Annotated in this window: 13 protein-coding genes and 2 pseudogenes; 6 read left to right on the top strand and 9 right to left on the bottom strand. The window is 70.4% G+C overall.

Features of this window, described 5'->3' with window-relative positions:
- The first annotated feature begins 1 nt into the window (after position 1).
- The gene (locus IEZ31_RS25845; RefSeq protein ID WP_190252553.1) at positions 2-1,603 is read left to right on the top strand and encodes a diguanylate cyclase domain-containing protein; all 1,602 of its coding nucleotides are present in this window, start codon (positions 2-4) and stop codon (positions 1,601-1,603) included.
- On the opposite strand, the gene IEZ31_RS25840 is transcribed toward IEZ31_RS25845, so the two are convergent.
- From IEZ31_RS25840 to IEZ31_RS25825, 4 genes are all read right to left on the bottom strand, one after another.
- Complete coding sequence (locus tag IEZ31_RS25840; protein WP_190252552.1) at positions 1,604-2,596, bottom strand: ABC-2 membrane transporter-related protein; 993 nt, start codon at positions 2,594-2,596, stop codon at positions 1,604-1,606.
- A complete protein-coding gene (locus IEZ31_RS25835; protein ID WP_190252551.1) occupies positions 2,593-3,462 on the bottom strand; it encodes an ABC transporter ATP-binding protein in 870 nt (289 codons plus the stop codon). The genes IEZ31_RS25840 and IEZ31_RS25835 overlap by 4 nt, the downstream gene beginning before the upstream one ends.
- Positions 3,459-3,851, bottom strand: a complete 393-nt coding sequence (locus tag IEZ31_RS25830) for a GntR family transcriptional regulator (RefSeq protein WP_190252603.1) — start codon at positions 3,849-3,851, stop codon at positions 3,459-3,461. Before IEZ31_RS25830 ends, IEZ31_RS25835 begins: the two co-directional genes overlap by 4 nt.
- Before the next feature lie 391 nt (positions 3,852-4,242).
- Positions 4,243-4,893: a response regulator gene (locus IEZ31_RS25825; RefSeq protein ID WP_190252550.1), complete on the bottom strand. Its 651-nt coding sequence runs from the start codon at positions 4,891-4,893 to the stop codon at positions 4,243-4,245.
- An 83-nt stretch (positions 4,894-4,976) separates the two neighbouring features.
- Between IEZ31_RS25825 and IEZ31_RS25820 the strand changes: the two genes are divergently transcribed.
- Positions 4,977-5,786: an alpha/beta fold hydrolase gene (locus tag IEZ31_RS25820; RefSeq protein WP_190252549.1), complete on the top strand. Its 810-nt coding sequence runs from the start codon at positions 4,977-4,979 to the stop codon at positions 5,784-5,786.
- Between the two features lie 67 nt (positions 5,787-5,853).
- Here the strand turns inward: IEZ31_RS25820 and lepB are convergent, their stop codons facing one another.
- Positions 5,854-6,396, bottom strand: a complete 543-nt coding sequence (gene lepB / locus IEZ31_RS25815; RefSeq protein WP_190252548.1) for a signal peptidase I — start codon at positions 6,394-6,396, stop codon at positions 5,854-5,856.
- Between the two features lie 132 nt (positions 6,397-6,528).
- Here lepB and IEZ31_RS58240 point away from each other — a divergent pair, with 132 nt between their 5' ends.
- Entirely contained in the window at positions 6,529-6,651 is a 123-nt protein-coding gene (locus IEZ31_RS58240; RefSeq protein WP_268241690.1) for a hypothetical protein, read from the top strand.
- A 79-nt stretch (positions 6,652-6,730) separates the two neighbouring features.
- Positions 6,731-7,105 (top strand): hypothetical protein, encoded by a 375-nt coding sequence (locus tag IEZ31_RS25810; RefSeq protein ID WP_190252547.1) that lies wholly within the window; start codon positions 6,731-6,733, stop codon positions 7,103-7,105.
- 288 nt (positions 7,106-7,393) lie between these two features.
- On the opposite strand, the gene IEZ31_RS25805 is transcribed toward IEZ31_RS25810, so the two are convergent.
- The 4 genes and pseudogenes from IEZ31_RS25805 to IEZ31_RS25790 all read right to left on the bottom strand — a co-directional run bounded on the left by IEZ31_RS25805 (position 7,394) and on the right by IEZ31_RS25790 (position 11,051).
- Entirely contained in the window at positions 7,394-7,561 is a 168-nt protein-coding gene (locus IEZ31_RS25805; RefSeq protein ID WP_190252546.1) for a hypothetical protein, read from the bottom strand.
- A 1,902-nt stretch (positions 7,562-9,463) separates the two neighbouring features.
- A pseudogene (locus tag IEZ31_RS25800) lies at positions 9,464-9,863 on the bottom strand (transposase); the annotation flags it as partial.
- The gene (locus IEZ31_RS25795; protein WP_505661132.1) at positions 9,821-10,678 is read right to left on the bottom strand and encodes a transposase; all 858 of its coding nucleotides are present in this window, start codon (positions 10,676-10,678) and stop codon (positions 9,821-9,823) included. The pseudogene IEZ31_RS25800 and the gene IEZ31_RS25795, both read right to left, overlap by 43 nt.
- 49 nt (positions 10,679-10,727) lie before the next feature.
- Positions 10,728-11,051 carry a hypothetical protein gene (locus tag IEZ31_RS25790; RefSeq protein WP_190252543.1) on the bottom strand — a complete coding sequence of 108 codons (324 nt, stop codon included), beginning with the start codon at positions 11,049-11,051 and terminating at the stop codon, positions 10,728-10,730.
- A 76-nt stretch (positions 11,052-11,127) separates the two neighbouring features.
- Between IEZ31_RS25790 and IEZ31_RS25785 the strand changes: the two genes are divergently transcribed.
- Entirely contained in the window at positions 11,128-11,361 is a 234-nt protein-coding gene (locus tag IEZ31_RS25785) for a DUF559 domain-containing protein (RefSeq protein WP_190252542.1), read from the top strand.
- Between the two features lie 159 nt (positions 11,362-11,520).
- Positions 11,521-12,062: pseudogene (locus tag IEZ31_RS25780) on the top strand (tyrosine-type recombinase/integrase); the annotation flags it as partial.
- Positions 12,063-12,465 lie beyond the last annotated feature (403 nt).

Here is a 12,465-nt window from a genome sequence, read left to right as displayed (position 1 = left end):
CGTGCGGGCGGACGCTGGTGACCGGGCTCGGCGGCGACGGCGCTGGGCTGGCGCCGCCCTCGTCGCCGCCGTGGTGCTCGCCGGGTTCGGGCTGTCGGGCGGCGGAGCGGCGGCGGTGCACCGGGTCGAACAGCGCTACGCCGCGCAGACGATGGACCGCTACACCGAGGACGTGTCCACCGCCGTCACCGAGCGGGTCGAGCGCTACAGCGACACCCTGATGGACCTGGCGGCGTCGATCGGCGCCCAGCCGAACCTCACGGCGGCCGACTTCGCGGCGAGCTCCTCCGGGCTGAACTGGGAGCGCCTGCCGGGGGCGAGCGGGGTGGCCTTCGCGGTGCCGGGCACGGACTCGGAGGTGCCGGGGATCCAGCGGTACTGGCGGGAACGCGGCGTGCCCACGCTGACGCTCGATCCCGTGGGCGCCGGCGCCGAGCACGCGTTCGTGGTGTTCTCGCGGCCGTTCGACGGGGTCGCGGCCGTCGCCGGGCGGGACCTGGCCCAGGCGCCGGAGCCCGCCGAGGCGCTGCGGGTCGCCCGCGACAGCGGCGAGTTCGCGGTGAGCCGGGCGTACGTGCTGCTCAAGGACCGGCAGCTGCCGCCGGCGCAGCAGCAGCTGTCGTTCACGCTCGTGGTGCCGGTGCACAACCACGCCGACGGGCGCTTCCGCGGCTGGGTCGTCATGGGGCTGCGCGGCGGCGACTTCCTGAACGAGACGCTGCTTTCGCACGCCCGCGGCGCGGTCCGGGTGCTGCTCACCGAGGGCGGGACCGGCACCGGCCGGGTGGTCGCGAGCGTGTCGGCGGGTCAGGAGATCACCGACGACCCGCTGAACCGGCGGCAGGTCGTCACCGTCGGGCAGCGGCACTGGGAGCTCGCCCTGTACCCGACCGACCGGCTGCTCAACGGGGCCGACCGGCGGATGGCGGCGCTGACGCTGGGCGCCGGCCTGGTCATCACGCTGCTGCTCGGCGCGCTGGTGGCGATCCTGGCTGGGGCCCGCAACCGGGCGATGACCCAGGTCGACGAGGCGACGGCCGCGCTGCGCGAGGACATCGAGCGGCGCCAGGAGACCGAGGCGCGGCTGCGCGAGCGCGAGCACGAGCTGCAGCGGCTGGCCTTCCACGACCCGCTGACCGGGCTGGCCAACCGGGTCCTGTTCTACGAGCGGGTGCAGCACGCGCTGCTCACGCACGCCCGGGAGCGGCGCACGTTCGCCGTTCTGTTCGTCGACCTCGACGGCTTCAAGCAGGTCAACGACGGCCTGGGCCACGCCGCCGGCGACGCCGTGCTGCGCGAGGTGGCGATCCGGCTGCGCAACTGCGTGCGGGCGAGCGACACGGTGGCCCGCTTCGGGGGCGACGAGTTCGCCATCATGGCCGAGCAGCTCGCCGACCCGACCGACGTCCAGGTGACGGCGAACCGGATCGTGAAGGCCCTGGAGCAGCCGTTCCACGTGGGCGAGCCCCCGGCGCTCATCTCGGCCAGCGTCGGCGTCGCCCTCAGCGGCGCGGGCGACGCCGACGCGATCCTCAAGGACGCCGACGAGGCGATGTACCTCGCGAAGACGGCCGGCAAGAACCGGTTCGTGCTGGCCGAGTGATCAGCCGCGGCGGATCCGGGCGAAGGCGACCACCGCGACCAGCCCGGCGAGCAGCAGGTACAGCGCCGTCTCCAGCCACTGGAAGGGCCAGTAGCGGCTGCCGGGCTGGTAGGAGACCTCGAACCGGGCGCCGAGCCGCTCCAGGCAGGCCGCGTCCTCGGCCGGCTTGCCGCGCAGGCAGGGCTGCACCTGCTCCGGCGTCAGCTTCGTCCCGGACGCGTCCACGAGCGGCGTCCGCCCGCTGAGCACCCAGGCGCCGGGCAGCGCGTAGCCCTCGATCAGCGTGTCGCCGTTGTGCTTGAGGTTCAGCCGGGCGGTCTGCGCCGAGCCCCGGTTGTACGCGACGCTCGTCGTCTCGGCCGGCATCAGGTGCTCGCGGACCGCCACCGGCACGACCACCTGCAGGACCACGAAGACGGCCATGGTGAGCGCCATCGCCGGCAGCGTGCGCCGGGTGAGCAGGCCGAGCGTCGCGCCCAGCACGAACGCGAAGGCGGCGTAGCCGAGCGGCACCAGGTCGCGGGCGGGGAAGAGCAGCGCGTCGAAGCGCCCGCCGTTGACGTCGTCGAAGGGGTCGACCGCCCAGCCGAGGACCAGGCTCAGCGCGCCGGTGCACACGATCGCGGTGACCGCCGGCAGGCCCAGCTTGACCGCCAGCCACCGGGTGCGGGTGACGCTCTGGTTCCACACCATGCGGTGGGTGCCGGTCTCCAGCTCCCGGGCGATGAGCGGCGCGCCCCAGAACGCCCCGATGAGCCCCGGCACGAGCAGCAGCAGGAACCCGACGAGCAGGACCGGGGTGAACATCCGGTCGCGGAAGGTGTCGAGGGCCTCCTCCGGGTCGCAGCCGGGCGCGACGCACCCGGCCACGTCCGCGTCGTAGCCGCTGCGGATCATCAGCCCGAGCGCCAGGAGGCCGGCGGCGAACACCACCAGCACGGCGAGGCTCGTCAGGGCCTGCGCGCGGAACTGCCGCCAGGTCAGCCAGATCATCGGTGCGCTCCCAGGGCGTCGCGGGTCAGGTAGGCGAGGATCATGTCCTCCAGGTCGAGGTGGTCGGCGTGCTTCACGGCGCCGGGCAGCGGCCCGTCGGCCCGCACGACGAGCGTGCTCTGCCGCTCGGTGTGCTCGGCGTGCACGAGCTCGACCCCGGCCGGCAGCTCGTCGAGGTCGCCGCGGGCGCCGACCAACCGGTAGTGGGTCTTGAGCAGGTCCTCGACCTCACCGTCGACCTGCACCCGCGACGAGGCGAGCACGACCAGGTGGTCGCAGACCCGCTCCAGGTCGCTGAGCAGGTGCGAGGACAGCACGACGCTGACCTCCAGCTCGGCGACGAACTCCATGAGGTTCTGCAGGAACGCCCGCCGCGCGAGCGGGTCGAGCGCCGCCACCGGCTCGTCGAAGATGAGCAGCTCGGGCCGCTTCGCCGCGGCCACGGTCAGGGCGAGCTGGGCCCGCTGGCCGCCGGAGAGCCGGCCCGCCTTCTGCGCCGGGTCGAGCCCGACCTGCTCGATCCGGCGCCGGGCGAGCGCGCCGTCCCAGCGCGGGTTGAGCCGCTCGCCGAGGCGCAGGTGGTCGGCCACGGTCAGCCCGGCGTACACCGGGGTGTCCTGGGCGACGAAGCCCACCCGGGCCAGCTGCGCGGCGTCCCCCGCCGGCCGCGCGCCGAGCACCCGGATCGTGCCGGCGCTCGGCGTGAGCAGCCCGCTGGCCAGGTTGAGCAGGGTCGACTTGCCGGCGCCGTTGGGCCCGACGAGCCCGACGATGCGGCCCGCCGGAATGTCGAGGGTGACGTCACTGAGCGCCGGGCGCTGCCCGTACCGCTTCGTGAGCCCCTCCGTCTGCAGCACGGGTGTCATTCGTTCACCTCGGTGGCCTTTCGGAAGGTGGTCTGGAACAGTGCCTCGATGCTCTCGGCGTCGAGCCCGGCCCGGCGGGCCCGGCCGAGCCAGTCCTCCAGCTCGCGGCGCAGCGGCTCGTGGGCGGCGACCGCGTCGTCGTCGCTCAAGGTCCGCACGACGAACGTGCCGACGCCGGGCTTCGGCTGGACCAGCCCCTCGTGCTCCAGCTCGCGGTACGCCTTGAGCACCGTGTTGGGGTTGATCGCCAGCCGGGCGACCACCTCCTTGACGGTCGGCAGCCGGTCGCCGACCGACAGCAGCCCGAGCCGCAGGGCCCGCCGCACCTGCTGGACGAGCTGCAGGTAGGGCGAGACGCCGGAGTGTGCGTCCAAGTGGAAGTCGATCACCGTTGTCCTATTCATCTAGGAGCCTAGTACAATAGGAACCTGTATCGCCGCGGATGTCAACGGCGGCCGTCGACGTGGTCGATCCGATGTCGATCAGATGTCGGTCAGATGTCGGTCAGATGTCGGTCAGATGCGGTGCGCAGCCACCGACGCGGCGACGGGCGGGGGTGTTGTGACTGCCGCGCTCGACCGAGCGGCATGCCGGTGCGGGCAGGGCGCCGTGGCGGCGGCGCCCCCTCTACCGCACCGCTCCCCGCGATGGGGGAAAGCGATTTCCCCGAACGCTACGACGACCCATCGCCGACTGTCAATGCCAACTCGGGCCGGGCCGCTCGCGCCGCGGCTCCTCAGCCGTGCAGGCCCGTTGCAGCGCGCGCACGTCTGTGCAGGCTCACGCGAGCCCGGACTGGTACGCGAACACGACGAGCTGGGCCCGGTCCCGCGCCGCCAGCTTGATCATCGCCCGGCTCACGTGCGTGCGCGCGGTGGCCGGGCTGACGACGAGGCGCCCGGCGATCTCGGCGTTGCTGAGGCCCTGCGCGACGAGCGCGACGACCTCCCGCTCCCGCTCGGTGAGCTGGTCGAGGTTCGGGTGCGGGGTCACCGTCCGCGGCGAATGCCGGGCGAACTCGCGGATGAGCGTCCGGGTCACCGACGGCGCCAGCAGCGCCCCGCCGTCGACGACGGTCCGGATCGCGTCGAGCAGCGTCGCGGGCGGCGTGTTCTTCAGCAGGAACCCGCTGGCCCCGAGCCGCATGGCGTCGAACACGTACTCGTCCCGCTCGAACGTGGTCAGCACGATCACCCGCGTGTGCTCCAGCTCGGGCCGCGCGACGATCCGCCGCGTCGCTTCGAGGCCGTCGATGCCCGGCATGCGGATGTCCATGAGGATCACGTCGGGCCGCACCCGCACCGCCTCCTCGACGGCGGCGAGCCCGTCGGCGGCCTCCCCCACGACGGCGAACCCGTCCTCGTGCTCCAGCAGCGTCCGCAGCCCGATACGGATGAGATCCTGGTCGTCGACGAGCAGCACCCCGATCACGCACCCACCCTACGACGCCGGGACCGCGGGCCCCGCCGCCCGGGAGATTGACGGCGCGCGGCCCGGACGCTGAGGATTGCGTGGTGATCGCGAGCTTCGTGAACGTCCCGGGCGGGTACCTCTACACCGAGACGCGCGGCGAGGGGCCCGACGTCGTGCTGCTCAACGCGGGCACCGCGGACGTGCGCATGTGGGAGTCGACCGTCGCCTGGCTGGCGGGCGTCGCCCGGGTGACGACGTTCGACTATCGCGACACGGGCCTGTCTTCCCCCGGTACCGCTGAATATAGCGAGATCGATGACATCGCGGCCGTCCTGGACGCCGCCGGCATCGCCTCCGCGGTGCTCGTCGGGTGCTCGGAGGGGGCGCGCCGGGCCCTCGGCTTCGCCCACCGCCACCCCTCCCGCGTCCGGCGGGCGGTGGTCGTGAGCGGCGCGTTCGGGGACTTCCCGGACCCGACCCCCGAGGAGGCGGCGGCCCGCCGGCAGATGCTCGACAAGTTCGCGGAGATCGACAAGGCGTTGGCGGAGTCCGGCGTCCGCGCCGCCGCCGAGCTGGAACTGACGGCGTGGGCGCCGGCCCTGGACGAGTTCCAGCGCCGGAAGATGATCGGGCTGGAGGTGGCCAACACCCACCGCATCACGCTCGAGCACTACCACGGCACCGAGCTGGACCCGCCGGTCAAGACGCGCTTCCGCGAGCTGGCCGTCCCGGTGACGATCCTGGTCGGCGGCCGGGACTTCCACGGCAGCGTGCTGTGGGCGCACCGGCTGCTGCACGAGGCGCCCGACGCGACGCTGACCGTGCTGCCGGACGCCGACCACTTCCCGATGCTGTCGAGCCCGGACCGGTTCGAGCGCTTCCTCCGCGAGGTCCTCGCCGGTACCCGGTGAGCACCACCCCGAGCACGCCGGGGTCGCCGGCCGCCCGGCCCATGACCTCGTCGAGCACGTCCACGGCTCAGCCGCCGGTCATGACGCCCGACACCGACGCGACCGGGACCGGCCCGGCACACCGCGAGTCGTTCGACCTCGCCCGGTTGTCCCCCATCACGAAGATCGCATCGGCGGGTACCGCGACCGGCGCGAACCGCCGCGACCCGCAGGACCGCGGATTGGGCGCCACGTCGAGCGGCGAGTTCTCGCCGAGGTAGCTCTCGTCGAGCGGCGACCCGTCGACCGTCACCCGCCCGGCCTGGTCGCAGCAGGCGACGGTCTCGCCGCCGATCGCGACGACCCGCTTGAGCAGCGGCGCCGAGGAGGCGACCCACTGCGCGCCGGCACCGCGGAACAGCACGACGTCCCCGCGCCGCGGCGCGTACCCGCCGTCGACCTTCCGGACGGTGACGACCTGCCCGTGCATGACGGTCGGCTCCATGCTGACCCCGCCCTGCGTGAACCGCTCGGTGTGCTCAGCGGCCTCCCCGCCGCCACCGCAGCCTCCGAGAACCACGGCGACGAGCATCAATGCCAACGCTTTCCCGGGCCGATCCTGCGCTTTCACGGGGCGATCCTGCCAGAACCGCGCCGTGCACTTGCGGTCGAGCCGACGCCTCGTGCGCTCGAGGACAGAACATGACCCCCACGCTGGCTAGCGTCGATGGCGCATTCCCGCATGCAGAAGGAGCCACCCGACATGTCTGTCAAGGCGATCCCCGAGGGCTGCACGACCGTCACGCCGTGGATCATCTCCCGCGAGACGGCCGCGGTCATCGACTACATCGAAGGGCGTTCGGCGCCGAGGAACTGGGCCGGGTGATCGACGCCCGCGGGGTGATCGGGCACGCGGAGGTCCGCATCGGCGACGCGATCGTGATGCTCTTCGACGGCGACCCGAGTTGGCCGGCGACGCCCGCGTTCCTCCGGCCGTACGTCGAGGACGCCCACGCCGTGCACCGCCGGGCGGTCGAGGCGGGCGGCGTCTCCATCTCGGAGGTCACGGCCAGCCCGCCACCATCACCGACCCCACGAAGCAGGCGGCCGTCGTCGAGACGGCCAAGAAGAGCTTCACGACCTGGGCGAAGGCGGTCCGTGTCCTGGCCCCGAAGGCCAACGATCCCGCCCTGCGCAAGGCCATCGACGACCAGGCTGCCGCGCTCGACGACACCGCCGCGACGCTCACGTCGCTCGACCAGCTCACCTCCAGCAGCGGCGGCATGGTCTCCCCGCCCATGCAGGTCGCGGCCCGCGAGACCCAGGCCATCTGCGGCTGACACGCGCCGGCCACCGGCCAGCAGCGCCCATTCGCCGAGATCGCGGGCGATGGCTGGCGAGCTCGGGGATCGTCCCGTCGTCGGCCAGCCCCGCTGCCACCACTCGGTGGTCTCGACAGACCGCATGCACCTGTCGTAGGGGCTGGAGGTCATCTCCGCCGTGATCGAAGCGGCGCAGGGCCGGGCCCTGCCCGCCGTCGCGATCGGCTGCACCGCCGGATCGCCGGCCGTCGCGTCGGCTCCGCGTCCGGGGCACGGTCGGTGTAGCGCGACCAGCCGGGGGCCGGCCTACGTCAGACTGGGATCGGTCAGAAACCCTACGACGCCCGCGATCACACGACTCCCGCCCATGCAGCAGCACAGCACCAGAACCAGCAGCGCCAGCAGTGCGGAGCCGAGAGCGGCAACGAGCAACACCCGCTGTGGCGGACCCTCGGGCGGTTGATCGTCATCCACGCGCCGGAGTATCGCACAGGATTTTGCCCGTCCAGCCAGCGTCAGCCCCGCCCTCTCCTGGCCAGAATCTCCGGGGCTTCGGCGTGTCCGCTCGGGCTGGCGAGCGCACCGTCCGGAGTCGCCACGCCGGGAGCGAAGCGGCAAGGCGCGACGTGCCCCGAGCGGGCCGCCCTGAAGACGTATAGAACGTCGAGCCGCGCCGGCACCATCCGCGACGGGATGCCCGGCGCATCGAGTCCGAGCTGGACGCAACGGCTGTCCTGCCCGATTCCGTCGCGGATCACGATCCATCGGGTCCTGGTACGGCACGGCCTGGTCGCCGGTCGGGGTCCCTGATCGACCGCTGCGAGCGGGCGGGCTGACCGTGGTCACCGCGACGCCGCGGTAATCGGCTCCCAGATCTCTCCAAACGGGGGTCGGAAACGGCGACGGCCAGTCTCCTTGATCTGGAGAACCGGCCGTGACCTTGTCTTTCGTGTGGTGGGCGATACTGGGTCGGAACCAGTGACCTCTTCCGTGCCAACAAGGTCAACTCGGTCCGCCTGGCTTGGTCGGATGGCGAAACGCCTGGTCCAGGGGCTGATCTGCATTGGTTTGCGATGGTCCTTCTGGGGGTCATTCGCATGATCGTCTCCCAGGTCTCTCCCAACCGGCCACCGGCGGCGACGCGAAGCGTCCCGCTGAACCACACCTCCCCCTGCATGGCATCCCGTCGCGCAGGCTCGCCCCCGGCCGGGCCGTGGTCGTCCGCACCGGACTCGCCGCAGGCGACCGCGAAGCGGCTTGGTCTGGTGCGGAGGCCATGCACCTACCGCAACCCACCCCACGGCCGGCATCCCGGAGCGTCGGGTCCAGGGCGGGCGGCCCTGGCCGCCGGAGGCCGATCCCCGGGTGCAGGGCCGGGGGCCCTGCCCGCCGGAGGCATAGACCACACGCGGATGCCTGACCCGCCTAGCCATGAAGATCCGCTACCAGGCGCATAGGTCTCCGTCAACCCAGCAAAGATGCGACATTTCGCCAAACGCAGCCCTGGACGGAGCGATGCATTGGAATCTATGATCTTGATCAGTGTATGAATCCAAGGGGGAAACTTGCGCACACTCAAGCGCGCTCTCGTAATGCTCGTAACAGCATTGACTGCCGTGACGGTAGCGCCCGTTGCCGCGCATGCATATTTGCCGCCCGCGAAACATCTCACAACACAGTACCTAATTGCACATCCGACCTCCGGAAACCAGCAGACATGCACGTCAATCGGCATCGACCTCGCGGCGGGAACCTATACCGTAGACGGGTATTTTGAGCACAAGCAACTCACTGAAAGCCCAGAAATCATCTATACCCTCGATCTCGCGGCCGGCCGGTACACCTGGGAGGATTGCCTAGTGCCGCGGGATCTGTACTATGACCACAGGTTCACACTCACCAGGAATGCGAATCCGAGTGCGCCCGTCATCCGAACGAACTCTTTGTACGGCGTAATCTGGGAGGATGGCATTTGGGTGTGGGGCTCGGTCCTTACGCCATTGTTCTAGCACGCCCCGGGTCACGCTCGGTGTAGCGTCAGCAACGACAAGTTCGTATACACACAGTTACCGGCTCGCTCGAAGCCCCGGCTCCTCGTGATGAGGATGTCCGGGGCTTTGGAGTATCCGCTCGGGCCTGCGCGCCGCCCGGGGTCGGTGCACCGCGAGCGAAGCGGCAAGGCGCGGCGTGCCCCGGGCGGCGCGCAGCGGCCCGCTTGCGGCGACACGGCCTGGTCGACACCGTGCCCCGCCGCCGTCGCCGGCAGGACTACCGGCGCTGGCAGTGGGGCCTTGCCCCCTGATCTTGAACACGGGGGTTATGCGGCTGGCGTCGGCGTAGCTGGTGCCGTTCGGATGTTCCTCTCGTAGCTGTTCGGGATTGGTGTCCGAGCCGGGAGTGGCGGCGGACGGTGTTGTAGCGGTGCAGCCAGCGGAACGCGGTGAGTCGTGCCTCGCGTTCGTCGGTGAACGCGCGGAGGCCTCGCAGCGTTTCGCGTTTGAAGGTGGCGTTGAACGACTCGGCCAGGGCGTTGTCGGCCGAGCTACCCACCGCGCTCATCGACTGCCGGACACCGGCAGCACGGCAGGCGGCAGCGAAGTCCTTCGACGTGTACTGGGCTCCGTTGTCGGTGTGCATGATCGCCCCGTCCAGGCTGCCCCTGGTCCGCCGGGCGGCGGCTAGGGCGTCCACGACGAGTTCGGTGCGCCGGCTGATCGGCGATCGCCCAGCCGATCAGCCGGCGGGAGTGCAGTTCGATGATGGTGGCCAGGTAGAGGAACCCACGCTCGCCCGACCTGCAGACCGCGCAAGCGGCGATCTGGCTTGTTTCCAGGTCCTGGCCAAGCACCATGGCGAGGAGCCGCACGGCCTGGACGAGGGGTTCGGGCAGGTCTTGACGCCCATCAAGCGCCCGAGGAGCGCGTGACCGTCTCGGGCCCGGGAATCGATCAACGCCTCCCGGGCAGCCTTGTCATCCCAGTCGATCAACGGTTTGGCTGCGCTGGCGTACTCGTCACCGCTGGTGAGCACCGCCCGCAACGCGCCGGCCAGTCCGGGACCGGCGACGCTGAGCAGACCCCTGACCGCGGCACGGATCAGCGTGATCGTGTCCATCGTGGCGACCGCGTCATGCAACGGTGTCGAATCCAGGACCCGGCGCCGGCCGATCAGCCCGGCCGTGCGGGCGGCGGCCAACGCGACCTCGAAGATGCGGTCCGGGCGGTCCGAGCGGCGCAGCCGCTCACGCATGTCGACCAGCACGGTATGGGCGAACCCGACCCGGCCGGCACCGTCCCAGCCACCGACCCCGGCGGCGTAACGCCAGCGGGCGTCGAACGTGAACCGCTCGACCGCCTCACGATCCGACAAGCCCTCCAGGCGTTGCAACACCATCACCGTGGCGACCACCGACGCTGGCACCGACCGGCGGCCGACCTCCGCGAACAGGTCGGTGAACATGCTGTCCGGGAACAGTGCCTCACGGTGCTCGTGCAGAAACGCGAAGATCGAGTTGCCGGGAAGGGTCTCGTCGCAGAACCGGATCACCGGGTCGAGGAGATCCAACTGCTGCGAAGCCCTACCCAACGCCATCCCAGCAAACTACCCGAAATAGACAGCGGCCATCGTTAACACCAGTCACCTAGAACGCTTCGTCGGCTACACCGCTGTAACCGCGGAGTTTGTACTGGCGAGCCAGCTCATAGATCCCGTCAAGATGGCCGAGCATGCGCACCGGAAGGGTCAGCAGCACGTACTTTGCAGCATCTTCGGGCGAGTCAACAAGGTCGTGTTCGCTCGGCTCAAGGACGTCCACCAGGTCGGGCCAGCGCCACAACAGTTCGCTGCGGAAGCCTGCGACGTCGGGGTGCGGCTCGAGCGTGTCAGTGGCCCCATCAGCCAAGCCGTCGAAGATCTCGCCAGGATCGCCGTCACCGACTTTCCAGAACGCGAAGTCACTGCTCACGACGAGGATCGTAACCGTCAAAAGTCTTCCCCCAAGCGAAACGTTCTCAGTCTTCCCGCTTCCGGGTCATCGCGTTGTGGGTAAGAACTTCGAACCCGACTTCGTCATCGTCTACGAAGGAAAGGCGGCGGCAATCGAACTGGACGGCGGAAACCATGCGCGCAGGGTGGCAGCTGATCAGAGTCGCGATCGTTTGATGAAGAACGCCGGGTTCAAAGTCGTAGAGCGACTTGCTGTTGAAGAAGTCAAGAGCAAGGACGAGGTTGTCGTGTTTATCGACGATCTGATCAAGCGGCTTGCTAAGAGTTGACATGAGGCCGAACACTGTGGCGATCAGTTGATCTACGGGAGACGTGGGCTTGGCCGTGGCCCGCGTCAACATGCGTTGCCCAGCACTCCCCGCGTGCGGATTCAGCGGTAGCAGCGGAGTACAGCAACCGACGCCGCCCAACGCAACCCGGCGGGCTGACTGTCGGTCGGTACGGTCTCCGGGGTGCTCAACGGGCATGGCACGGCGGCCGATGCCACTCGGGCGCGTCTTGAGGACGCGATCGCCGATCTCGGGTACGTGCGGGGCGTGGTCGGCGGCGTCCTGGCGCCGCACTGGCGGCGCAACGGCTTCGCCACCTGGCTATTCCGTCCGGCGGCAACGGGGTGGTATCCGGGCAAGGCGCCGCACGCACCGTGGCCGGCGCCGCTGCTGGCGGAGCCGTGGCCTGGCGTGCCGGTGCGGGGCCGCAACGCGGCGGGCCGGGCAGAGTGCTGCTGGGCGCCGGTCGCGCCGAACCTCACGCCGCACGGGCTTCGTCACTCGTACAAGACCATGATGGTCGAACTCGGGACCCCGGCGACGCTGATGGACGCGCAGATGGGCCACGCGGACGGGTCGGTCCAGGCGCTGTATGCACACATCACGGCGAGGTGTGGCGGGCGGCGCTGGACGAGCGGCGCCGGCTGAGCCCCGGCTCGCCGGTCGGGGTCCTCGATCGACTGCTGCGGGCGGAGGGCTGACCGTGGTCGCCGCGACGCCGCAGAGATCGTCTCCCAGATCTCTCCCAACGTGGCCCGGAAACGGGAATCGGCCGGTCTCCTCGATCAGGAGAACCGGCCGTGACCTGGTCTTTCATGTGGTGGGCGATACTGGGTTTGAACCAGTGACCTCTTCCGTGTCAAGGCATGGTCGACTCTAGTTGATCAGGTCCGACATGCAGGTTGACCTGCTCGAACGGTCCGCCGGCATCCGCGATCGTCCGTCGGCGTGTGGATCGGTTGTCACTCACTTTGTCACGCACCCCTGCACCCGGTCGGCGGACCGTACACGGCGTTGGGATCGCCCGATTGGTGCGGACCCATGTGGCCGCGGGGTCAACCGTCGCTCAGTTGATCACCTTGATCACCCATGGCGAACTAGCGT

It is taken from the genome of Dactylosporangium sucinum (genome assembly GCF_014647515.1).
Classification (GTDB): Bacteria; Actinomycetota; Actinomycetes; order Mycobacteriales; family Micromonosporaceae; genus Dactylosporangium; species Dactylosporangium sucinum.
This window is presented reverse-complemented; position numbering and strand designations above follow the sequence as displayed.

Excerpts from the sequence above, each read along its gene's own strand:
- IEZ31_RS25840 (WP_190252552.1), bottom strand. The coding sequence starts at position 2,596 with ATGATCTGGCTGACCTGGCGGCAGTTCCGCGCGCAGGCCCTGACGAGC.
- IEZ31_RS25835 (WP_190252551.1), bottom strand. The coding sequence starts at position 3,462 with ATGACACCCGTGCTGCAGACGGAGGGGCTCACGAAGCGGTACGGGCAG.
- IEZ31_RS58240 (WP_268241690.1), top strand. The coding sequence starts at position 6,529 with ATGTCTGTCAAGGCGATCCCCGAGGGCTGCACGACCGTCACGCCGTGG.
- IEZ31_RS25795 (WP_505661132.1), bottom strand. The coding sequence starts at position 10,678 with ATGGCGTTGGGTAGGGCTTCGCAGCAGTTGGATCTCCTCGACCCGGTG.